At 55.0% G+C, this 21,736-nt stretch carries 24 protein-coding genes and 1 pseudogene; 10 read left to right on the top strand and 15 right to left on the bottom strand.

The window, feature by feature from the left end; translation table 11 throughout:
- Positions 1-64 precede the first annotated feature (64 nt).
- The 3 genes from dbpA (at position 65) to LN139_RS22945 (ending at position 3,206) form a co-directional block, all read left to right on the top strand.
- On the top strand, positions 65-1,402 hold the full coding sequence (gene dbpA / locus LN139_RS22955; protein WP_236360580.1) for an ATP-dependent RNA helicase DbpA: 1,338 nt from the start codon (positions 65-67) through the stop codon (positions 1,400-1,402).
- Positions 1,399-2,580: an NAD(P)/FAD-dependent oxidoreductase gene (locus LN139_RS22950; RefSeq protein ID WP_236357238.1), complete on the top strand. Its 1,182-nt coding sequence runs from the start codon at positions 1,399-1,401 to the stop codon at positions 2,578-2,580. The genes dbpA and LN139_RS22950 overlap by 4 nt, the downstream gene beginning before the upstream one ends.
- 197 nt (positions 2,581-2,777) lie before the next feature.
- Entirely contained in the window at positions 2,778-3,206 is a 429-nt protein-coding gene (locus LN139_RS22945; RefSeq protein ID WP_236357236.1) for a hypothetical protein, read from the top strand.
- A 446-nt stretch (positions 3,207-3,652) separates the two neighbouring features.
- Here the strand turns inward: LN139_RS22945 and LN139_RS22940 are convergent.
- Positions 3,653-3,970, bottom strand: a pseudogene (locus LN139_RS22940) (thymidylate synthase); the annotation flags it as partial.
- Between the two features lie 303 nt (positions 3,971-4,273).
- Between LN139_RS22940 and LN139_RS22935 the strand changes: the two are divergent.
- The gene (locus LN139_RS22935) at positions 4,274-5,338 is read left to right on the top strand and encodes a hypothetical protein (RefSeq protein WP_236357234.1); all 1,065 of its coding nucleotides are present in this window, start codon (positions 4,274-4,276) and stop codon (positions 5,336-5,338) included.
- A gap of 251 nt (positions 5,339-5,589) precedes the next feature.
- Positions 5,590-6,654 (top strand): beta family protein, encoded by a 1,065-nt coding sequence (locus LN139_RS22930; RefSeq protein ID WP_236357232.1) that lies wholly within the window; start codon positions 5,590-5,592, stop codon positions 6,652-6,654.
- Here the strand turns inward: LN139_RS22930 and LN139_RS22925 are convergent.
- From LN139_RS22925 to LN139_RS22895, 7 genes are all read right to left on the bottom strand, one after another.
- Positions 6,651-7,196 (bottom strand): sce7726 family protein, encoded by a 546-nt coding sequence (locus LN139_RS22925; protein WP_236357230.1) that lies wholly within the window; start codon positions 7,194-7,196, stop codon positions 6,651-6,653. The two genes, LN139_RS22930 and LN139_RS22925, sit on opposite strands and share 4 nt — an antisense overlap.
- Before the next feature lie 364 nt (positions 7,197-7,560).
- On the bottom strand, positions 7,561-9,744 hold the full coding sequence (locus tag LN139_RS22920) for a hypothetical protein (protein WP_236357228.1): 2,184 nt from the start codon (positions 9,742-9,744) through the stop codon (positions 7,561-7,563).
- A 55-nt stretch (positions 9,745-9,799) separates the two neighbouring features.
- Entirely contained in the window at positions 9,800-9,967 is a 168-nt protein-coding gene (locus tag LN139_RS22915) for a hypothetical protein (protein WP_236357226.1), read from the bottom strand.
- A 583-nt stretch (positions 9,968-10,550) separates the two neighbouring features.
- On the bottom strand, positions 10,551-10,994 hold the full coding sequence (locus tag LN139_RS22910) for a DUF6527 family protein (RefSeq protein WP_236357224.1): 444 nt from the start codon (positions 10,992-10,994) through the stop codon (positions 10,551-10,553).
- On the bottom strand, positions 10,991-12,178 hold the full coding sequence (locus LN139_RS22905; protein ID WP_236357223.1) for a ThiF family adenylyltransferase: 1,188 nt from the start codon (positions 12,176-12,178) through the stop codon (positions 10,991-10,993). Before LN139_RS22905 ends, LN139_RS22910 begins: the two co-directional genes overlap by 4 nt.
- Positions 12,153-12,527 (bottom strand): multiubiquitin domain-containing protein, encoded by a 375-nt coding sequence (locus tag LN139_RS22900; protein ID WP_236357220.1) that lies wholly within the window; start codon positions 12,525-12,527, stop codon positions 12,153-12,155. Before LN139_RS22900 ends, LN139_RS22905 begins: the two co-directional genes overlap by 26 nt.
- The gene (locus LN139_RS22895; RefSeq protein ID WP_236357218.1) at positions 12,524-12,901 is read right to left on the bottom strand and encodes a multiubiquitin domain-containing protein; all 378 of its coding nucleotides are present in this window, start codon (positions 12,899-12,901) and stop codon (positions 12,524-12,526) included. Before LN139_RS22895 ends, LN139_RS22900 begins: the two co-directional genes overlap by 4 nt.
- A 255-nt stretch (positions 12,902-13,156) precedes the next feature.
- Between LN139_RS22895 and LN139_RS22890 the strand changes: the two genes are divergently transcribed.
- From LN139_RS22890 to LN139_RS22880, 3 genes are all read left to right on the top strand, one after another.
- Positions 13,157-13,483, top strand: coding sequence for a helix-turn-helix domain-containing protein (locus tag LN139_RS22890; protein WP_329611059.1), 327 nt, complete (start codon positions 13,157-13,159; stop codon positions 13,481-13,483).
- Positions 13,484-13,497: 14 nt separating this feature from the next.
- Positions 13,498-14,364, top strand: a complete 867-nt coding sequence (locus LN139_RS22885; protein ID WP_236357216.1) for an ImmA/IrrE family metallo-endopeptidase — start codon at positions 13,498-13,500, stop codon at positions 14,362-14,364.
- A gap of 554 nt (positions 14,365-14,918) precedes the next feature.
- Positions 14,919-15,752: a HEPN domain-containing protein gene (locus LN139_RS22880; protein WP_236357214.1), complete on the top strand. Its 834-nt coding sequence runs from the start codon at positions 14,919-14,921 to the stop codon at positions 15,750-15,752.
- 77 nt (positions 15,753-15,829) lie between these two features.
- Here LN139_RS22880 and LN139_RS22875 read toward each other — a convergent pair whose 3' ends face one another.
- From LN139_RS22875 to LN139_RS22860, 4 genes are all read right to left on the bottom strand, one after another.
- A complete protein-coding gene (locus LN139_RS22875; protein WP_236357212.1) occupies positions 15,830-16,474 on the bottom strand; it encodes an HAD family hydrolase in 645 nt (214 codons plus the stop codon).
- 46 nt (positions 16,475-16,520) lie between these two features.
- Complete coding sequence (locus tag LN139_RS22870) at positions 16,521-17,252, bottom strand: hypothetical protein (protein ID WP_236357211.1); 732 nt, start codon at positions 17,250-17,252, stop codon at positions 16,521-16,523.
- Positions 17,253-17,425: 173 nt separating this feature from the next.
- The gene (locus LN139_RS22865; RefSeq protein ID WP_236357209.1) at positions 17,426-17,710 is read right to left on the bottom strand and encodes a hypothetical protein; all 285 of its coding nucleotides are present in this window, start codon (positions 17,708-17,710) and stop codon (positions 17,426-17,428) included.
- Between the two features lie 21 nt (positions 17,711-17,731).
- A complete protein-coding gene (locus LN139_RS22860) occupies positions 17,732-18,463 on the bottom strand; it encodes a metallophosphoesterase (protein WP_236357207.1) in 732 nt (243 codons plus the stop codon).
- Between the two features lie 171 nt (positions 18,464-18,634).
- Between LN139_RS22860 and LN139_RS22855 the strand changes: the two genes are divergently transcribed.
- Both LN139_RS22855 and LN139_RS22850 read left to right on the top strand, forming a co-directional pair.
- Positions 18,635-19,093 carry a helix-turn-helix domain-containing protein gene (locus LN139_RS22855; RefSeq protein ID WP_236357205.1) on the top strand — a complete coding sequence of 153 codons (459 nt, stop codon included), beginning with the start codon at positions 18,635-18,637 and terminating at the stop codon, positions 19,091-19,093.
- A 24-nt stretch (positions 19,094-19,117) separates the two neighbouring features.
- Entirely contained in the window at positions 19,118-19,477 is a 360-nt protein-coding gene (locus tag LN139_RS22850; protein ID WP_236357203.1) for a hypothetical protein, read from the top strand.
- Between the two features lie 103 nt (positions 19,478-19,580).
- Here the strand turns inward: LN139_RS22850 and LN139_RS22845 are convergent, their stop codons facing one another.
- The 3 genes from LN139_RS22845 to LN139_RS22835 all read right to left on the bottom strand — a co-directional run bounded on the left by LN139_RS22845 (position 19,581) and on the right by LN139_RS22835 (position 21,708).
- On the bottom strand, positions 19,581-19,739 hold the full coding sequence (locus LN139_RS22845; RefSeq protein WP_236357201.1) for a type II toxin-antitoxin system CcdA family antitoxin: 159 nt from the start codon (positions 19,737-19,739) through the stop codon (positions 19,581-19,583).
- A gap of 631 nt (positions 19,740-20,370) precedes the next feature.
- Positions 20,371-21,204 (bottom strand): thymidylate synthase, encoded by an 834-nt coding sequence (locus tag LN139_RS22840; protein ID WP_236357199.1) that lies wholly within the window; start codon positions 21,202-21,204, stop codon positions 20,371-20,373.
- Positions 21,205-21,312: 108 nt separating this feature from the next.
- On the bottom strand, positions 21,313-21,708 hold the full coding sequence (locus LN139_RS22835) for a hypothetical protein (RefSeq protein ID WP_236357198.1): 396 nt from the start codon (positions 21,706-21,708) through the stop codon (positions 21,313-21,315).
- Positions 21,709-21,736: the final 28 nt, after the last annotated feature.

The raw sequence follows: 21,736 nt of genomic DNA, 5'->3' as shown, positions 1-21,736 counted from the left end.
CGCGGCATTTTCCCCTCGGTACCCGCCTGTGACCACCTTCTCCAGCCTTCCCCTGCCCGCCGCGATGCTGGCCAACCTCGACAGCCTCGGCTACCGGGAAATGACGCCGATCCAGGCCCAGGCGCTGCCTGTGATCCTGGCCGGCCGCGACCTGATCGCCCAGGCCAAGACCGGCAGCGGCAAGACCGCCGCATTCGGCATCGGCCTGCTGCACAGCCTCAACCCGCGTTACTTCGGCTGCCAGGCGCTGGTGCTGTGCCCTACCCGCGAGCTGGCCGACCAGGTGGCCAAGGAGCTGCGCCGGCTGGCACGGGCCGAGGACAACATCAAGATCCTCACCCTGTGCGGCGGCGTGCCGCTGGGCCCGCAGATCGCCTCGCTGGAGCACGGTGCTCATGTGATCGTCGGCACACCGGGCCGTGTGCAGCAGCACCTCGACAAGCAAACGCTGAGCCTCTCGGGCCTGAACAAGCTTGTGCTCGACGAGGCCGACCGCATGCTCGACATGGGCTTTTTCGATGCCATCGCCGCGGTGATCGAGCACACCCCGGCGCGCCGGCAAACCCTGTTGTTCTCGGCGACCTATCCCAAGGGCATCGACCAGCTGGCCGGGCAGTTCCTGCGCGACCCGCAGCAGGTCAAGGTCGAGGCGCTGCACAGCGACTCGCAGATCCAGCAGGTGTTCTGCGAGATCGCGCCCGATCAGCGCATCAACGCCGTGGCGCGCATCCTCGGGCATTTCCGCCCTACCACCTGCGTGGCCTTCTGCTTCACCCGGCAGCAATGCCAGGAGGTGGTCGAGCAACTGGCCGCCAAGGGCATCAGCGCTGCAGCACTGCATGGCGAGATGGAGCAGCGTGATCGCGACCAGGTACTGGCGCTGTTCGCCAACCGCTCGCTCACCGTGCTTGTGGCCACCGACGTGGCCGCGCGCGGGCTGGACATCGACGGGCTGGACCTGGTGATCAACGTGGAGATGGCGCGCGACGCCGAGATCCACGTGCACCGCGTCGGCCGAACCGGCCGCGCTGGCGAACAGGGTGTGGCGGTCAGCCTCGTGGCGCCGGCCGAAGCCCATCGCGCCCAGGCCGTGGAGGCTCTGCAAAAGGCGCCGCTGAACTGGCAGGAGCTGGACAGCTTCAAGCACGAAGGTGATGGCCCACTGGTGCCGCCGATGGCCACGCTGTGCATCGCCGCCGGGCGCAAGGACAAACTGCGCCCCGGCGACATTCTCGGCGCACTCACCGGCGACGCAGGCGTGCCGGGTACGCAGGTTGGCAAGATCGCTATCTTCGACTTCCAGGCCTATGTGGCAGTGGAACGCAGCATCGCCAAGCAGGCGCTGGCCCGCTTGAACAACGGCAAGATCAAAGGCCGTGCCCTGAAAGTGCGCCTGCTGTGATCCAGGCCGATGTCGTTGTGATCGGCGCCGGTGCAGCCGGCCTGATGTGCGCAGCCCAGGCCGGTTACCGTGGCCGCAAAGTTTCGCTGCTGGACCACGCCAACAAGCCGGGCAAGAAGATCCTGATGTCTGGCGGCGGGCGCTGCAACTTCACCAACCTGCACACCGAGCCTGCCAACTTCCTTTCGCAGAACCCGCACTTCTGCAAATCGGCCCTGGCCCGTTACACCCAGTGGGATTTCATCGAGCTGGTGCAACGCCACGGTGTGGAGTACCACGAGAAGAAACTCGGCCAACTGTTCTGCGACAACAAGGCCAATGACATTCTCCAAGTGCTGCTCACCGAGTGTGAATGGGCAGGCGTGGAACTGCACATGAGCACTTCGATCGAGCGCATTACTGCGCTTGAAAGTGGCGGCTATCAATTGAGCACCACACTCGGTGAAGTGCGCTGCCAGTCGTTGGTGGTGGCAACCGGCGGGCTGTCCATTCCGACGCTGGGCGCCACCGGTTTCGGCTACGACATCGCCCGCCAGTTCGGCCATACGCTGCTGCCAACTCGCGCAGGGCTGGTGCCCTTCACCATTACCGACCAGCTCAAGGCGATATGCACAGAGCTCTCCGGCACCTCGGTCGACTGCATCGCACGCTGCAATGGCCAGGCCTTCCGCGAAAACCTGTTGTTCACCCACCGTGGCTTGAGCGGGCCGGCGATGCTGCAGATTTCGTCGTTCTGGCAGGCGGGCGATACGCTTGAGATCGACCTGCTGCCCGGCCTCGATGCGCTGCAATGGCTGCGCGAACAGCAGGCGGCGCGGCCGAACATCGAACTGCGCACGCTGTTGGGCGAAGTCTTCACCCGCAAGATGGCGCAGTTGCTGACCGAGAGCTGGTTCGAGTCCAAACCGCTGAAGCAGTACAACCATGCCGAACTGGAAAGTGTGGCTGAACGGTTGAGTGGCTGGCAGGTGGTGCCGGCGGGTACCGAGGGGTACCGGACTGCTGAAGTTACGCTGGGTGGGATCGACACACGGGAAGTGTCATCCAAGACGCTCGAATCCCTGAAGAGCCCCGGGCTGTATTTTGTGGGTGAGGTGCTGGATGTGACCGGGCACCTGGGCGGGTTCAACTTTCAGTGGGCGTGGGCGTCGGGGCATGCGGCGGGGTTGGTGGTTTGATACAGGGGTACGGACTGTGATAGCTGGCGCTTGAAGGTCTTGATGAAGTGACGTTCGGCTTCTGCACCTTGGAGCTAACGCCGCTGAAACCCGGTGACCACCTGCATGGATAGTTTCGATGAAATGGGAAAGTGCGGTTCTGACACGGCCAGTCGTGACGTGAGAATGGAGCCATCAGGTAGTTAAGGATTGCTGGCATGTCACGTTTCAAGGCGCTACCGCCTCAGGCAATACCGGTCGAGTTCGACCATCACGAAAATTTCAACATAGCTCACCCCGCAACAGGCCTGGAATCCTGGGGATTGGTCAAGGTGACCAGCAAGTTGTTGCAGCAGCCTGGCGGGGACATATACCTCAGAGCGGGCAAACACATCGGGCCTCACAAAGGCTTTGGTGTACGCCACATTTGGCAAGAGCGTGGGCATGACCTGGTGAAGTGGGGCTACCCAACGGTCTATGACGTGTCGCGCTTTGTTTCCGACATCATCGTGCATGGCACGAGCATCGTTTGTGAGTTCAATTCGATGAAAGGGAACGACCGCCTGATCGTGCTCCGGGGCCGCAAGGGATGCGCAGTACTGGCAGCCTGGCCTGCCGGCGGGATAGGCTCTATTACAGCGTGGTAACCGCTTATCGAAACCGGGCACCTAACGGGAAGGCCGTCGGAGTGATTGAGGGTATTCAACCCTCGGAAACGCCAAAGGCGCCAGAAGGCGCCTTTGGCTGAACAAGATATGCGGGATGGTAGTCGCAGCGCTTGCTTAGCTAACCCCGAAAGGTTGGGTCACATGCCAACAGACCAAAGTCTGATGCCGCTACCACACGGCTGGCGTCTCCGTGCAATCCACACTCCAGATCCGATTTCGCCTGATGATCTTGGAGCCCTGCTCTTATTTCCCGCGCAATCACTATAGCGTTGCGGCCTGCATGACACAAGGTGAAATCCGATAGAGGGAAGTGAGGATCGGGCACCCTTCTCTAGGCGCTATCTCTGATGGCAAGCCGCAACTCCACCTCGCAGTAGAGCCAGGCACCTGCGCTAAAACCCTAAGGAAGAGTACGAAGCACCGCATCAAACCGCCATCGGCGCCGTCAACGGTGCATGGTGCTGGTACCCCTCCAGGGTAAAGTCCGAAGGCTCGACCTTCTCCAACCACTCCGGCGCATAGACCCCAGTATCCGCAAATGCAGGCACCCTGTCGGAGATCACCAGCTTCGGTGCCGGCAATGGCTCGCGGCTCATCTGCTGGTTGAGCATGTCGAGGTGGTTTTCGTATACGTGGGCATCACCGATGAAATAGGTGAACCAGCGCGGGGTGTAGCCGGTGAGGCGGCCGAACAGGCTCAGCAGCGCGGCGCCTTCGGTGATGTTGAAGGGCGTGCCCAGGCCCCTCTTCACCCCACCTTACTGCACATTACGAAGTTTCCCAGCGCCTTCCAAGCAACTTGGTATATGTGCATTATATGCTTTTGCACATTACTGAAGCAACCCCTATTACTGTATAAAGCACCAGTTTATTGATTTAGCTTTTCGGCCCACCTCCCGCCGAAAGGCTTGAACCACAGGGCCTCTAGCCAAAAGAAGCGAAACCGTCATGGCGATGTGCTCTCCATGATGTATCGGGAGTCTATGCTCCCAAGGTCAGCTCCAGCGCTGGCACAGATGTTAGAAGTCGAATGCCAGGGAGAATCGATGCGCCTAGACCAGATGCCGTACCACTCAATGCCTACGTTGGCCGTTTTTCCGTTTCGGCAATTCCGCATAGGTTGGACATGGCAACTGCGTGCACTCAAGCTCTTTCCAGAGTCTCAGCTGTCCTGGAGGCGCTACTTCTACGACAACGGTAACGGTAACGGCCATGCGAGGGTGGCTGTTTTCACGTCCTACGATGAAGCCATTGAGGCCGCGGATGAATTCAACAGCCGCACCAGCGAGCTGGTAGCACAGGCGGTAAAAGATCCTGTGCATCAGAGCTCGATCAGGCTAAAAGTCGAGAAGGCGCTGACGGCAGGACGCCGAATTCGTGATGAGGAAGAGCTGATGGAGCGTGAGGCAATTAAACGTAATGCCCATCTCCCGCGTCCCGCCATTCATAACCTCGAATTACCTAGGGGCATTGAGCGCCTGCGTGAGCCGCTATCGCAGCAGCTTGATGTTGCTCCATACCTCCAGCTTGTAGCATTTCCAGACTTCAAAGCCTGTTTGCGTCGCACGGGGGAATCAACATGGGAGTACCACGGTGCATTGGACGCGAAGCTTTCACAGGCCTGCTTGCGTGAATTGACGGCAAGGGGCTACGGACTATCAGGGTTCGATCACTGGGGCCAAACCAAAGCGCAGATTCGCGCATTGCTACTTCCTCGAGCCAACCAACTGCTGCAGTTAGCGAGCGTAAAACAAATGCTCGCCGAGGCAAGGATGCGCGGCCAGAGGGTACTGGTCTGGGGAGGCTTCGTGTTCTGGTATGAGGACGACGGGCTGCCAAGATGGATCGTGAAAAACACGGGTGGAGAGTCCAGCAGCGATGAAGGAAGTACTCTATGGCACGAAGGGACGATCCTATCCAAGAATCATGGACGGATTGTGGTGCTGCCCTACGTCAAAGAAAACGGCGAGTGCGTTCAGGGGCACACCAAGAACTCAGCCCACGATGGAAAGGCGCTACCACGGCATCCTGACCAGTACGTCACCCTGCCCTTTGAGATCCTGGACGGTGATCTGATGATCGGCCTGTTTGGTGAGCTCCACTATGAATAACTCACCGACTAATCGGGCACAGGCGCACCCTATATCCCAAAACAATGCATTAAAGCTTTTATTGAGTGGCCAAGTGCTATCTTACCAATTTCCACCTGCCGTCTCGCTGGAAGCATGACGTAGGGCAGTGGCAGTGCAGCGCAAATTGATATGTTCCCCACGTCGACGCTTGCTGATCACGGGGCTCTTTAACTCGCCATGCAGTCAGCGCCACGGCAAAACCGTTTTTCACAGCATGCAAGGAGTGCAAGATGCAATACGTGGCGTGTTTACGAGTTGGTCAGAATGACGTCAAGGCGCTGATAAATCTGGAAGACCACAGGCGGGACGTTGTAGCTCCGCTGCTGGACATGCGGGGTGACGAGGACAGACACCTACAAACGTTCCTGGCGAATTGGACTGAGCATCCATTTTTCCTAGACGTCTCAAGAGTAACGAAAGACGTAGCTGAAGCCTTCATCACTACGAATGACCTGCACAACCCTCACGGTACGTTTGAGAACAAACGGCGATTCTTTTCGGATGTGGCAGGCATCAACCAGAACGTTATACCAGTGGTGTCTTGGGTTGATGATGACCCTCAGCGAGCAGTCATCCAAAGCGCACTCGCTCTACAGGGCGATTTCCCCCATATAGCTATCAGGGTTACCTGCCCAGAAAAGCCTACCGCAACTTCGTGGAGCAGATTGCTGTCCATCTTGGATGCGCTTGAAAGCCCGGACACCGCGACGGTCATTTTGGACTTCGGTGCCACGGCTCCGGCCAATACTGCCTCAGGGTCGGATTTCAATGTGTCCCTGCGTCAACTCAACAGCTATCAGATACGGAATCTGGTTCTGATGAGCACCTCCTTCCCGATCGATAAACCTGCCTCAAATACCTCCCGTTCCTCCGCGTGTTACGACGTTGCGTGGCAAGCAAGGGTCGAAACCAGCGGTATAGAGTCAGATATCGTCTACGGGGATTACGCCGCCACCAACCCAACGGCCCCAATGGAATACATACGAGGCATGCCAGTGCTTCCTTTTGCCTGTTATTACACCCCGACGGAGTGGTGGCAACGGCGTAAAGGTACGGACAAGGAATTTGTACGGTACATTGAAATCGCCCAAGAAATCAGAGGGCTGCCTGGTTATCACGGCGATGACTTCTGCTGGGCTACTCGTGAGTACGGCAGAATTGTTGCCACATCTACCGGTTACGGGAACAACGGAACGTGGAATGGATACAGGATCAATCAGCATATCTGCGCCATGATCCAGTCCATTGTAGATACCGACGGTTTTGATGACCTTGACGACGATGACCTAATTTAACGGTAACGTTGTTTTAAGCTATCCAATACATGTGATCTGATCACGCTCATGGAGAGGGCGTCGCACAGCTGGCGGCGCACCTCTTTTATGAGGTCGCGACTTTTCGTTGCCACCCCATTCTGGCTCGCGAGTGCGTCCAACTCGCTACGCCACAAGAATCCCGTCAGGTGAAATTTATCCTGGAGCTTGTTGGGTTTCGCCCTTCGGATCATCGCCATGCCAGAATAGTCATCGACGACGAGTACGCCAACATGCGGAAGACAGGACTCAAGAGCCCTCACCAAATGCTTCGAATGGCAGCATAGCCAGACCTCGTCAAAGCACGCCATGTAAGCCTGCTGCTGACCCTCCCAGCGCACCAGGGTGTCAGCATGCGACTTGATTTCGAAAGCGGTCAGCTTCCCATTGGCGTGAACGAGATCGGCGCGTCTGGCCTTATCGATGAAGCACAGCTCCTCAATGAAGACGTCACTCTCGTCGTGGGACATCGCTTTCGTGACCCACTGCTTGAGGATTGGGCGGATTTCGGTCGGATTCAACATGCGCGGATTATAGACAGACAGTTGGGGCTTCTCACGCTAAAAAGCATCCGGTCGTCGACCAGTTCAGGGCTGACACCTGCGTGATACCTGTCCGATTCAACGTGAAGATAATGACGAAAAGCCAGGCGTGAGCCGTGCCATTTCCGCTTGACGAGCTTAACCCTGGCAGACCTCGCTCCTACGGTGATCGACTCGTAAGACAGGCGACGTCCGCGCACACGTGATGAGCGGACAATCCTGTACCGCACCAATCAGCCCCTGAGCCAGCCCTATCTCTAGGGGCGGGCTCATTCCACATTAGGTGTCCGCGATGCCTTTTTCTCAGCATCGCTACCGCTTGCCGGTACCGCTGATCAGTCGACGATCAGACCTTTGAGGCAGGAGCGTCAGGGTAGAAAGCCTCGAACTTATCATATGGAAAAAGTGACCGAATCTTGTACACCGCATTGGTCAGGAACTGCGTCCTTTCCGCATCGGCGTAGTCACCACTGTATCTACCCGAGAAGAAGTTAACTTCCCAATAGCCGTCCTTAGGCTTGATTTCACCAGCAATCCGAGCAGCTTGCATACCAGTCATACTGGGATGGCCGAGCTCATCCGGTTTGGGAATGTCCTCAGCGATAAACAGCTCACCATCCTTGCCGATGGCCCAGATGAGCTGGCTTTTTGAGCTTGGGTCGCTGGCCACTGCCTCAGCCAATTTTTTGTACGCTTCATGAACCTCAACCAATCGAATCTGCTGAGGATCCCAGAACTTTTTCGCGGTCGGGTTAGTACCCTTCCCGTTCCGCGCCACCTCGTTCTGTTTAATGTGGTTGGGCGCACGCAGCGTGCCATACATGCTGTTGAGATGGCTTTCGTAGTCATCTCGGCGCTGCTTGACGGCTCTGGTGAATGCTGGAAAGAAGTGCTGGTCATCCAGACCGGCGACTTGGCTCTCCTGGCCAATGAATCCGGCCAACATCGCATCGGCAAAAATCGGGTCAAGAATGTAAATGCCCGAAACCGCGTTGCCTAATGGGATATCGGTGGCATCCAAAAACACACGGAAGGCCGGTTCTGAATTCCAGTAGACGTCAATTTGCCACTGCAGGCGCGCCAGGTTGCCAGTCAGGAAACTGAGTTTCTCCTTCCGCCAGCGAATCATCCTCTCTTCATCAAGAGTGTAGCTGCCCAGCATATCACCCACCTTCCGGTGGGTACGATGTAACCGAACAACATCCCGCGCTTGAGCAATAGACGCCAATCTGACCTTATAGCTGACGTCCGGCACCTCAATGCCCAGTTCGGGACACATCTCATCCTTGAGGTAGCCTGCGACTTGGTCACGGATGCGCTCAGCGGTGCCGTGCGCAAACTTGAAATCGATACGGGTCTTTCTATCTGCCGGGATGATCGAAATGTCTGGAACGATGATCTCATGGGGGGGAACCCACGTGGTTGCATTCGGCTCGCGAACAGACATCGCCAAGCCCCATCGACCTTTTGCAGCCTCTGGGGTACGTTCCTTCAAGATGGCCTCAACCATGACCATCTCGGCTCTAGCGTACGGGCCAAGGCGGTCGTCATGGACATACACCCACTTTGAGTCTCCCCGGAAATCATAGCCAAGGGCGGTGATGGCGTGCCCTGCTTTGACATACTCACCCGATTCGTTAGGTTCCACACCATATACGGTACCGGTCAAAATGACAGGCAGGTCGCTATCGATATGGGCGACAAGGGCTTCGCGAAACGATTTCTGGCTCGACTCCTCAAGGCTACTGCTGTGATATCGCAGTCCTTCAACGTCAAGCGTTCGCTGAATCTGTTTGTTGGTCAGCTCTTTGTTAGGGAAGCCGTTACTCGAGCCATCCACAAAATTCAACGCAGCAGTGGTGATTTCGCTGCAGGACTTGATGTCCTTGACCCCTCGACCTGGCAGGCTGTGCAGCGCTGTCCAAATGGCGGTGGTGGCACAAGCAGCCACCACCTTGTCCTGCTCCTGGAAGGCAATCGAATTGATCGTAAGCTTGATGCCGAAGAGGTTCACATCGTAGGGCTTATCGATTTTTTTCTTGCCATCACCTCGGTCACCGCTCACACGCAGGCAGGTTTTACCCACGAATGTTCGAGTGAGCGGCTTGATCACCATGAAGCCGAGGTAGTGAGATTGCAGTTGCTCTACAGTCTTCACCGCGTTCTCATCGTCGTCATCGGCCAGCACCACACCTGCATCGCCAGCAAGCAAGGCATCAAGCCGCTTATGAGTCAGATCGCAATTGAAGAAGTGAAGCCGAGCGCATTTATAGCCGTCGTTGCCGAAACGCCCTAGATAAAAGCGGGAGTAGTCCTCAAGGAAATCTCGGTCGATATACTCATGCTCGAGCAGAATGCTCCCTACTGTCTTCTTGTCCTTCGGAATCTCTGGCATGAAGGATTTCAGATAGTTGTAGATGTACGTGATCTGAGGTTTGTCGAAAATGTCAGCATGATCGTAGCCATAAGGCTCATGAATCAAAGCTGCCAGCGTCGCTTCCTCGAAGCTGGTGATGAGATATGGAGTCATTATGATCGCGCAAAAAAAAGCAGCCCATCAGGCTGCTTTCGTATAAAGAGATTTGTTAGAGGCTGCAGGTCTTGGCCAGCAGTGTCGCGGTGACTTCTTGCTTAGCGAATTCACGTACCAGACGATTGTTGGTGTCGGCCATGCGGTCGCGAGCCGCCTTCAGGCTGGCTTCATGAGAACCCTTCCGGTTACGGGCCTCTTCGATCATACGCTCCAGAGTCATAGTTCCATCCTCTAAGAATATTGGCTCCACGATGCATCAACGAATCCAAGTGCGCGACCGCTGACTCCACTGGACAGCAACGTCGTACCGAAGCGTTTGCGCGGGGGCGCGGATTATCAATTCCGGTCGCCAGGCTCACAAGCAGTACCTGTGGTCAGCCGACAAGCGGTATCACGACTGTAGTTCAGACCGAGCTAAAGCTCCAAGGTTCATGAGCCAACAGCCTCAAGATCCGCCAAACGGTAGCACCATCATAATTTTGCTTCCCAACAAAATTTTGACGGTTCTCCCCTGCTAGTCGGCGTTGCAACGCCAAAACCTCCATCACAGAGGTGCCCTAGCCGGGCGAAAATCGTTGGATAAACCGAGTATGGCATATGGCACTCATACACTTAAAGTGTAGTTTACCATTAATTTTGCACCAAAATAGTGCAAATCATCCAATAACCTGAGCTTTTACGCCTCAGACTATGATGCCGGGACTTGGCGGACAGGAGGAGATGGGGGAATGAAAATCATCGAAGGGCCCTATTCCTCCAGTGCGGGCCCCCTCCTTTATAGGCATGTGGCTGGTCGTCCAAGATCAGAACCCGAGCCACGTCTTGAACCTGGCGATCAAGGACGGTTCATCGACTTGCTCTTGGGTTTGAGGCGCCGGCTGACGAGCCACAACCTCCTCCGTTCTACTCGATTGCAGCCGTGCTTTCGCTTCGGCATCACGGTTGCGCCCGGCGTTGATCGCGGCCTGCGACATGTCGCCGGCCCACTCTATCCGCCCAGACCGTACCCAGTAGTGAGAGCGGCACTTGAACGACCAGTTGCCGATAGAAGGCTTGAGCGACACCGTTTCACCATCGAATGACATCTGCCAATCGGTTGGTGAGAACGGGGTGATCACTTTATTGCCGCAACCACAGGCACACAGGTGCGCTGCGGTTGCGAACTCCATCGCCAGGTAAAGCTCACCTGGCTCCAGTTTCTGGGGGAAGCTCTCAACGAACTGAGGCGTGAGGCTCTTGATGATCATGGGCGCTCCTCGCTGTTGCCCATCTCGTTCAAGTTGGTCGAGTAGGTGAAGTGGTCGGCCTGGACTTGGTCGACGTAGAACCCACAGAGCCGTTTCCAGGTGCCAACCGCGAGTACCGCGTTGAGGGCATTCAGGTCAGCGATCTGAATGTTCGAACGATAGGCATCTTCTGCAGAGTTCTCGGTGAGCGGCATGGTGCGATTCGCGTGTTCATGATGCCCAGGCGTGAGCGTCGTTACGCGGCACATTCCCCAGACCTGTTGCTTATCGCCCACCAGGTGTACACCCATGCCGACATCAAGAAGCGAGGTTCGCGTGCCCCGGAGTGCTTTCACCACCAAATCCCGCACGGCAGCACTATCGACACTGAGGAATACGTAGTCGAAAGCGCCCAGCTCAGCGACATTCCCAGCAGTGATCATGCAGGGATGGGGAATGATGCTGCGATGCATCACCCCGTATTTCTCATTGAGGTACTCCACCTTCTTCATTCCCCGCTGAAGGTCGGTGAAGGACACAGCGCCAGGGTAGCGAAACGCATTGTGCTGCTGGAGCACATCACCATCGTACAGATGGATCTCTGCCACAGGCGTCTTAGCAACTTGATCCAAGATGTAAGCCCCGGTACCACCCAGCCCAACCACTGCTACCCTCAGCCCCTTGAACCTCCCGGTGGGTGCTCCTATACCAGCACGTGCCGAGGCCGTGTCGGTGTAAGCGAAAACCGTATCCTCGACATCGGATCGGAACGGTGCGAACGTCTTGGCAGTGACTTCCTTGTCTATCGCCTGAGCCTGGCCACTCAGAATCGAAACGTAGATCGAGACTTTCTCGTAGTAATCGGCATAGTTGCCCGTCTTGGGCTTGGCCGAGAAGAAGTGGTTCACGACCAAATCCGACAGCAGCTGATTGGTACCACTGCTGTTGATGATTTGCTCGAGGGGACGCCCTTGCGAATAGCAAGGGCAGTCACCAATGAAATGTGCCGTATGGTCGCTCGGGCTGACCGCTACATCAGCGGTCAGATTGAGCGCCATGACCAACACGCCTTTGCACACCTGGCGCTGAGCGTTCACGTAGGGCACATCTCGAACCAAGAGATAACCTTCTTTGGTCTCCAGGTTGTACCCCTCGTTACGCAGGCGCAGGAGGTGAGGACTACGACTTATCAGTTGGTGTGACATTGAAGTGCATCCCCTTCTTGATACGGACGTGTTGGCCATCGACCAGGTTGGTCATGGAGTTACCTTCGTGACCTTTCGCAAACGTAACGGTGAATTGGGCGTTCGGATCCGGTACGGCTTCCGGGTAGGCCAGCCGTACTACTTCCCAGTAGGTGAGGTTGCGCGAATGGACGAACACCGGCTCCGTGTTTACGAAGACCTTGATGTTGATCTCCACCGCAGCGAACTTCTCGACCCCAGGGCGCGCCAAGTCGAACAGGTCGCGGTCTTCGATCAGCTCATCGTCATCACTTGGGATCACCAAGAAGATGTCGTACAGCTTCGGATCGACGCCGGCGAGCGCTTTCAAGGTGCGCCCAGAAATGCGCTGTGCCCCCAGTCCTGTGCCCGCCCATCAATGAAGAAGCGGAAGGTGCGATCACTTTTGAACGCCAAGAACTTCTCGATGCCAGCCTGGCGCAGGTCAGTGGTCTCACCAGGGCTAAGCAGCTCCAAGTGGCCGTTGGTGAGTACCTGGAACAGCAGGTATTCGTCCACTGGACGGAGTTCAGCAGCCTCCAATACCTGCTGCCCTGTCGGAACAGGATCTACGATCACCAGTGGCCGGTACTCCAGCGCTTCGTTGCCGAGCTGGATTTTGTACGGGCCATGGTCACGCACCTCGCGGCCCCCCAAGAGGGCGGCAGCCACGTCCTCAACCTCAAAATCGTTCAATTGACTCATAGGTGAATCCTCGTATCTGAACCAAATGAGCTGTTGTCCACGCAGACAACACCACCGTCCTAAAAAAACGACCCAACGGTCGTTGTCCATCCAGACAACAGTGGACTTCAAAAAAAAGCCGCTTATCATGGATCATGAATCACGAGCTGTTGTCTGACTAGGCAACAGACTACTCCCGCCCGTTTGGGCAATGCAAGAGGTTGGAGAAAAAATGGATTTGGCCGGGTTCATCGCTACCATGCGTGAACGAAAGAGCTGAGCTTCCGTGACCTGGAGAAACGCGCAGGCGATCTGGATCACGCATACATTTGGAGACTTGAGAAGGGAGACCGAGCGGCCCCTTCTGAGGAGGTCGTCGACCGCCTGAGTCAAGCACTCGAGCTGGATGACCGCGAAAGTGAGGTGTTCAAGCTGCTGGCCAAGTCAGTTACTGTCGAGGACTCCCTGTACCGACTGATGGTGTCTCGAATGGACATCCCATGGGCGGACTTTGAAGACGTCGCAACGATGAGCTTCAGAGGTGAACGCCCGAACACGGAAGAGGCTTGGCTCAAGAGGATCCAACTCATCCAGCAAATGTAACTGCGAGGGGTTTCATGGACGAAAACGTTGTCATCTCACGAGCTAGAAAACTGCTGAAAGACGCCGGCATCAACACAGCTCCAGTTGATGTTGAAGCGCTTGCGATCCACTTGGGCTTCAAGGTCTCACGCGTGGAGCTTGAGGAGGGTGAAGCAGGTAACACTTTCGAAAGACGTGGGCAGAAGCACATCTGCGTCAACAAAAAGGACAGCCCGGTTCGACAGCGTTTCACGATCCTGCATGAGATCGCGCACCATGTCCTTGAGCTCCCGTCCAAACATGGCCTGAAGGTGCCCGGTGATGAGCTAGAGCGCTTCACAGGGCGTCACCCGGAAGAGGTTTCGTGTGACCTCTTCGCTTCCGAGTGCTTGGTTCCCTGGGCAATGATCCAGCCATTTACTGAGGAGCGAGACTTTTCCTTGGAGAGCCTTGCCGAACTGGCGGATTACTTCCAAGCATCCCGCTCCTGCATCGCATCCAAGTTCGCACAGGCCTCAGAGGGACATCTGGCTTTCGTTGTCGCAGAAGATGGCGTGGTCAAATACTCCATTGGCTCAAAGGCCCTGCGAGATGCAAGAGTGTGGATCTCTAAGGGGATTCCGCTTCCCCAAAACTCCGCCGCAGCCAAAGCGCACAAGGCCGGCATCAGCGGCCTTCATGAGGCAGACATCGAAGGAACTGATTGGAGTACCAGTAATGATGCTCGGCGGTTCGCCTGCTACGAACAAGCTACCTACCATGCTCCCACCAGACAGACACAATCGATCCTGAATTTCGAAGAGATGGATACTCGCCCTGTGTCGGACAGCTATCGCGCTAGAAGTGACGACGATGACCTTCTGGAAGAGCTTGATGGCCGGCCTGGGTGGTCAAAGTATTGATAGTGCTCAACGTTAATCCAGAAGGCTTCGAGCCGGTCTATTTGGGCATGGATATCGCCTTTTACCGTAGAGTCGCTTTTGCCCTCAATCAGATACTTTAGCTGATTTAGCTTTTCAGAAATGACTGCAATTATCGAAACTTACCAACCCGAAGTCCGCAGGTTGACCATAATCTACCTCTGATTACATGAGCAGGAGATGATATCTTCGGTGCTGCGGCTTTTCGATGATTTATCAATAGCATGCGTAAATACCGGCGACCGGTTGATGCCTAATACTAAAACCCGATGGTCGAAGTTGGTCACAGGGCAATCAATTTAACAATGAGGGCTATAACCGATTTAGACGACCCTGCAGCCTGCTAAAAATCAGCAAAATCTGCCTTAAACCACTACTCCATCGCGTTTGCTACCTCCGATTGTCTCTAGACAGAAGCCGACAGCATGCTGAATAATTACTCACTGATGGACACCGTTGGCCTTGCTTGTCTAAGCCCACCTATAAACATGTGAAAGATCAACGAAACTGACTTTCTTTGAAACTGAGGATTACTGGTGCAGATATTAACAAATGGAAGCCCAACCTACATACTTTTAAACGGAATAATTGCACATGAAGAAGTACTGCTCGATGACAATATTTGCCTGCAACCTGCAGACACCTCTCATTTGGATTTTGATACAGCCATTAAAACTTGCAGAAGGCCAGATGACATAGCCGTCATAGCAGCATATATACCTCGAATTACAGCACAGTTAAAGATAACTGCTAACACGAAGGAAGAGTTGACTGCACGCGCCTGGAACTCCATATGGGACGTCCTCATACTCAGCGCAATATTTCACACAGAGGTTGGATTCAATATTCAGTCAGACACTACAGCATCCAAAATAAATAAGGACAGTCATTTGAATTCAACTAGCCTTCACATGCGAGGGCTAAACTCCGAAAAACCATATAAACTCTCTACTGAAGATCTATCTTGGATTAAAACCCATTTCGCGGATGCAAGAAAACTTCTCGATGATGATCGTTTTCAAACTGCTATACATTGCCTCGCTTCATATCGATGGCATTCAATGCCCAGGATAAAGCTAGCAATACTGTGGGCAGGTATCGAGGGAATTTTTGGCGCAAGCTCAGAAATCAGATTTCGGCTCAGCCTGTACATAGCCCGCTTCTTACATCATGAAGATCAAATTAAGTGCAAGGACACATTTGAAACCATCAAAAAGCTCTACAATATTCGCTCTGCTGCTGTACATGGAGCAAAAATTAAAAGCAATACAGTCAGCGCTGTCGACGAGTCAGCGAAAATTCTTCGACTGGTTCTATTGCAGTGCATCACTTGCCAAGCTCTCCCTAATGAAAACGATCTAGTGCCGTAGGTAAGTCAGTTAGCCCAGCGCAGCTCAAATGCTCTAGAGAATAATTTGAAAAGACACACTCACCAGCATCGATACAATCAGGAAGGCAGCTCGAACCGATAGCCTTTCAACACCCATTCAGCAAATTTGGCCAGATTAGAAAAATCCCCTCTACCCGTACGGCTTAGATGAAACCCCGCAATCCCAGCAGCTCTGGCCCCATCCCGGTCACATCTGATCGAGTCCCCAACCATGTAGACTCGATCACCCCACATCTGCTGCCCCGACTGAACACCGAGGTCGCGACACACCGACTGATAGATGATTGGATTCGACTTCACCACACCCACTTCGTAACTGAAACCGTACGCATCCAAACCTGGCAGCAGCGCACGAACAGCCGGGCCATAGCCCGAAGCCAAGTTTGAGCACAAAGCGATTCTGATGCCTGCCCCCTGTAGAAGCTCAAGGGCGTCGGATGCGTCGGGGTAAAGCGTTATGCTCGACAGCTCTTCCTGTAGCTGCCGAGCCAGGCCATAGAGCTTCACGTACCCCGCACGGATACCCAATGCCTCGGCTGCTTCCCTCCAGTCAAGCTCACGGGTCATGAGCAACTGGAGATGCTCGGCGCAAGGGGAGACTCCTTGGGAGCGACCATACTTGAGCAGTTGAAGGTAAGGGTTCCGCCGGTCTTCGATGCGGATGAGCGTCCCGAAGACGTCAAAAATGATAGCGGTTTGCATTGTTTATCGCCTTAGGCCGCATGGAGGCCTGAATCCCTTGGCGCCCTTAAATACCCAGGTCAACCTGGAACTTGAGATCGCGGAGCTCATCACTGAGCGCACAGGCCGGCAGCGCGACTAACAGGCGGATAGCAGCATGATTCGTTGCCTTGGTGGAAACGTTGAACTGCCCATCCAGCACGAGGACTGACTGCCACTCAGGCAGGTAGCCCAGTGACAAAAGCCGAAGGAAGAACGGATCAGCGCGACGCGTTGTGTATTCGATGAGAACCTGGGTGTTCTCCAACACCATGAAGTCATCTCGGGCAGATTCAAGCGTAGTCTTCAGCTCTTCCGGATCCATCAGATCATGTGCAAGCCTGAAGATCTCCGCGTTGCGATCGCACTCTGGCGGGTCGCCCATTTCGTCCGACGCCGGGATTACCCTTCTGCTGCGTAGGTTCGGAAGTCCGACCTTGATCAGCTTTACCTCATCTTCATTTGCAAGCTCGATCTCATTCGAGAAATCAGGTTGGCGATCCGGATCAGCCAAAAACATGAGGTCGATGGGGCTGATGCCCTCTGAAAAATCCAGGCCGTCTACGGCTTCGTCAAAGCTTCGCCAGCTGGCGACCAGATAGAGGCTGCGAGACTGGGTGAGAAAAAGTCTATGGCCGGCGATCTCAAACCCAAAATTGATCCTTGAGCTCATGATGCGAGCGCCATCCCGGAGGCGCTTTTCTTTGTCGCCATGAATCTCGCCGCATAAGTATCCGTTCCAGACATAGACCTGGCTCATGACCGCCGTCACCTGGCAGTGCAAAGATGGCGATAACGAAGCCTTCAGTGCGTTCATTACGTCCAGCACTACTTATCCCCCCTGCTTCATTTGAATTTGCGTACTGATCAAGCTTTCAACGGGTGCCGCACATGACAGCGGTCGTGGATACACAGCAGCCTCGCCCAGACTGCTCAGACTGATTGAAGGCGCAGGGAGGCGAGCTCGGAAACAATCACGTAGTGATCATTTCCGGACTCGCTCTGCACCAGGCAGAAATCTCCACGTGACGTTAGCTTGCGTACAGGCGGGGTTACTACCGTCTCTCCGTTGCGTATCAGACGGGCGCAATCCAAAAAGAGCGTTGCAGTGAGTCGACTGCCGACCCTCGCAGCGTTTGTGAGGTAGCCGTCGATCAGCACGCCCCATTCGATACAGGCAGCCCTCTTCACATCAGCAGGTATGTTTTCTTTATCCACCACATCAATTCCTGGCAAAACTCAAAGATCAATCACCAAGGCAGGGCTGAAGCCTGTGCTCTCACCTGGGTAACCTTTCGGATTTGAGATCACCCTGCATCCATGTAGGTACGTATCGACCGCTCGATGGGTGTGACCGAACACCCAAACGTCCGCCTGAGCCAACAGCTGAGGCCAGTCGTTAGCGTACGCGGCACTGAGGTGCCCTTCGTGCTCGTCACCCATGACATCAGGCACAGGCGCATGATGGGTCACCACCATGGTCGGGCCGTCAAACGGCTTGCCCAGCTCACTGGTCAGCCAGGTGAAGGCAGCTCGATTTCGCTTGATCACATCTGCTGGACGTAGCTTGCGGTAGTTGTCGTCGATGCGAATACGCTTGTAATCATTCATCTGCTCCAACGCCTGGCGGCTTGCTGCCACGGCATCACCCGTGACCGAAAAATCAGTCCATGCAGTGCAGCCGAGCACACGAAGGCCTTTCCAGACGAACGATTCGTTTTCCAAGAGCCGCACGTGCGGAGCGGCTGCGTCTTTCATTTTTTGCCAGGTTCGATGGAGATGACCTGAGTAAAACTCATGATTGCCCGCGACCTGCACCACTTGGTATTCAAAGGCGTCGTTGGCCCACTGAACCGCCTTGACGCCCTTGCTGATATCTCCAGCCAAGACCACTAGCTCAGCCCCTACATCTGGAGGTTCAAAGCCTGCACCGAATTCCAGGTGGAGATCGGAGTAAATCAAAATTCTCATGCGAGTCCAGCACCTGTTTCGAATCGCGAATTAGGCATAAATTGCTCACTGCGCCTCCGGCGACTCACGATACCGCGCATCACCAGGCAGGATCATCCCGCTTTGGTGAATATATACATTTGAGAGGGCCAATTCAAACGCGGCATACAGTCGGATTTGCAGGAATGCCTCATGCTGCTTCGCCAAGCCCTTGCTGAAGCCCTGCTGCTGCTCCGGACACGCAAAGGGGTTACACAACGCATGCTCGCCGTAGAGCTAGATGCGTCCCAGGTAAGCCGACTGGAAAGGGCCCAGAGTGCGGCCACGCTCGAATCAATCGACCTGCTGGCCCAAGCACTGGAAATTCAGCCTTTGACGCTGCTCACGCTCGCATACGCGATCAAGGCAGGCTCTACCCCACACGACGCCTTGAAGTTGGTCAGTGAGGAGCTTGGTCTGCAGGATTTCCTGGATATTCAGGTTTCGACTCTGGTGCCCGACTTTGTCCACCCCCTGACAGCCAGAGGCATTGAAACCACCCACGCAGTCTTGGAACTCAAAGGTCAGGGTCTTAGCCAGGCACAGGTCGCAAGGTCGCTTGGCATTTCGACATCCACGGTTGGCCGACACTGGAACAGGTCTGCAGGGTAGGAACTTCGGAACGTAGATGAGTGAATGGATCGCAAGGAAGAACGACTGATTTGGGCCTGTGCGCTGGATTTATTCTCCGTACCAGTGCTGCAGAGCTTCGTGTTCAAAAGCATCGAGCATATCCAAACTGGCATGCGCGATTGCGACATTCCCAGGCTCGCTAGCGCTGAGGGCATGTCAGAAGTCGCCGGCCATCTGCTGGAAGACATCACACAAGGAAGGCGTCCACTGCTGCACGACTTTCGATCATTCCGTCGTGAGCATTTGCGGGCTTTGAAGGACATCAGGTTTGCGATTGCGGGCGGAATCCTCAGCCGGGTACCGGAGGATCATCTGACTCCACGCCTGTCTGAGGTCAAATTTCGGATCGAATTGGGGCTCTAGGGGTAGGCAGCCCACGAGCGAGATAGCTGTACCCACTCTTCAAACGGAGTGCAGTCGAGAAGCGCCTTGGCGTTTGATCTCACTGGCCTGCGCCGATAAGGCCTCAAAAACTTCGTAGGCCGTCGCTGAAGACCCCATGTTCTTCGACACGCCTATTGTAGTGGTCTATGGCCCTCCGGTTGTCTTTCGGCCAATCTTGACGCGAGTCCTGCACAGCATTGTCAGCACTCGCCTCAGAAGGCTTATCTTCATCCCGCGGCATGACTTTTCTCCGTTACCGGCAGCATGGATAGGGCGACCAGGCCCTATGCGCACCGGCAGCGGGTTGAACCTGACATCCCCTTACTCTACACATGAAGGCGCCCCATGATCACATTTGACTTGAACACAAATGACGCGGAAGCCTTGCTCAGACATTGCGAGTCCTATCAAGCACAGACAGGGGATGTACGAGAGGATCGCCGTCTTGATAACGCGCTAGAAGAGCTTGCAGAAGCATTGAGGGCGCACCTTGCGACCGGGCCTTAGCATGTGCGTTAATAGGGTGTTGGTCGATATCGCTCCACAGACCGGAGTAATTGTTATAGAATGCGCGCTTGCATCGAGCAGGCATCCTGCCTATCAACGTTACTAGCCGTGCGGCTAGCATTCGATGTTGAAAGGACTTACCTCCCGCCCACAACGCTGTAACCCAGTTTTTTACGCTGTAACCCTGGAAGGTTTAACGGTAAAAAAATTTGGTTTACATCGACCGTCAAATCCTTTGACTGGCTATCCTCGCCCGCCCAAAAGCTTAGCCGGTTTCGCCGATGCTCTAACGGTGTACCTCGCCTCGACTAATCAGAACTCCCATCCTGGCCAACCTAGTTTTGGCTGGCCAGGTACTGGCTCATTCAGATCGATACAGGCGCCGGAATGTGGGGATGTGGGTCATACCCGGCAATCTCGAAGTCTTCAAACTTGTAATCGTAGATGCTATCTGGCTTACGCTTGAACTCCAATTTAGGCAGCGGACGTGGCTCACGAGTCAGCTGGAGCTTTACTTGCTCAATATGATTCAAGTAAATATGCGCATCGCCCATTGTGACCACAACTTCACCAACACCCAAATCACACTGCTGGGCCAACATATGAGTTAGAAAGCTGACCCCTGCTAAATTGTAGGGATTTCCGAGTAGCAAGTCTGACGACCTTATGTATAAATGTGCTGACAATTTATTATTTGCCACATAAAACTGATATAACAAATGGCAAGGTGGAAGAGCCATCTTCCCATTTCGCGCATTCTCCTGTGGACTTACCGATTCATCGGGAAGGTACTCAACGTTCCACCCGTGGAAGAGGATGCGACGGCTGTTCGGGTTCGTCTTGAGCGTATGAACCACGTAATCGATCTGATTGATGGTATTGCCGTCCTGGGTAGGCCAGGCCGTCCACTGTTTGCCATAGATCGGGCCGAGATCGCCGTCCTCGGTCGCCCACTCATCCCAAATGCTGACACCGTGCTCCTTCAGCCATTTCGTGTTGGTGTCACCGTTCAGGAACCAGATCATTTCATTGATGATGCTCTTGAAATGCAGCTTCTTGGTGGTGAGAAGCGGGAAGCCATCCTCCAGGTTGTGGCGGAATTGGCGGCCAAAAACACTGAGCGTGCCTGTGCCCGTGCGATCGCCTTTCTCGACGCCGTTCTCCAGCACGTCGGCCAGCAAATCGTGGTACATCTTCATTTCGGATCCTCAAGGTTCGCGCTGACCAAGTCCAGCGCGTCACGCAGTTTCAAAATTTCAGTTTCTTGCTCTTTGATCTTCTTGCGCAGCCCATCTACGACCTGGACGTCAGTAGTCCCTGGACTCGCGGATGGTGGCTAACCTTTTGTCGAGCGTGGCGCAGGTGTTCTCAGATTCCTGGTGCCTATTGAACCAATAAAGCACTTCCAGTCGGCTCTTTTCAAGGCGCTGCATCAGAACCGTCTTGGGATCTTGCTTCTTCTCCGCCTTGACCCTCTGAGCGATCACTGCAATGCGGCGATTCTCCTTGATCGCCTCAAGCCGCTCCGACGGAAAGTCACGCTGACGGATAGTGTTGCGATGAATGCCAGTGATGCGACTGAGCTCAGCGATCGTTGGCCGCAGCTTCGGATCAGCAGCAATCCGCATGATCCCTTGAGCCAACAGCTCGGTATTCTTGTCGTAGTCGAGCTTGTTTTTGACATCAAACGCCTGGCCGGTCATACCTCGATCTCCTCGCCCAAGTGTTCAA

Source organism: Pseudomonas sp. KNUC1026 (assembly GCF_021650705.1).
Lineage (GTDB): Bacteria > Pseudomonadota > Gammaproteobacteria > Pseudomonadales > Pseudomonadaceae > Aquipseudomonas.
The sequence above is the reverse complement of the archived record's forward strand: the minus strand, read 5'-3'. Positions and strand labels throughout refer to the sequence as shown.